The sequence below is a fragment of the Ruminococcus callidus ATCC 27760 genome (assembly GCF_000468015.1).
In the GTDB taxonomy this organism is placed as follows: Bacteria; Bacillota; Clostridia; order Oscillospirales; family Ruminococcaceae; genus Ruminococcus_C; species Ruminococcus_C callidus.
Genome location: NZ_KI260462.1, coordinates 10605 through 10927, shown reverse-complemented (window position 1 = coordinate 10927; position 323 = coordinate 10605). Strand labels below are relative to the sequence as shown.

Genomic DNA, 323 nt, shown 5'->3' with positions numbered 1-323 from the left:
AAAGGTATGGTAATATACAGTTACCGAAAGGGAAAACAACCAAAAACGGAGGAAAAACACAATGGTAGCATACGGAATCGCAAAGGCAAGAGCAATGGCAAACAGAACGGACTGGAACGAAAGAACCGAAATCACAAAGGCGGTCATCACCTGGTTCGATGCGGACTACGAATACGAACTGGAGATTGAAAACGAGGACAGGATGGACAACGAGGAATTCACCGCATGGGTTGAGGAAAACGCAGAAAGCCTTGCAAAGGCAGATGCCGAAAGTCTCCACACGGTTTGCGAGGAAATCGACAGCATCGACTTTACGGAAAAGG

1 protein-coding gene is annotated in these 323 nt (G+C 47.1%); it reads left to right on the top strand.

What is annotated here, in order from left to right; translation table 11 throughout:
* Nucleotides 1–61 precede the first annotated feature (61 nt).
* On the top strand, nucleotides 62–323 hold a 262-nt coding region (locus RUMCAL_RS16000), incomplete at its 3' end, for a hypothetical protein (protein WP_021683106.1).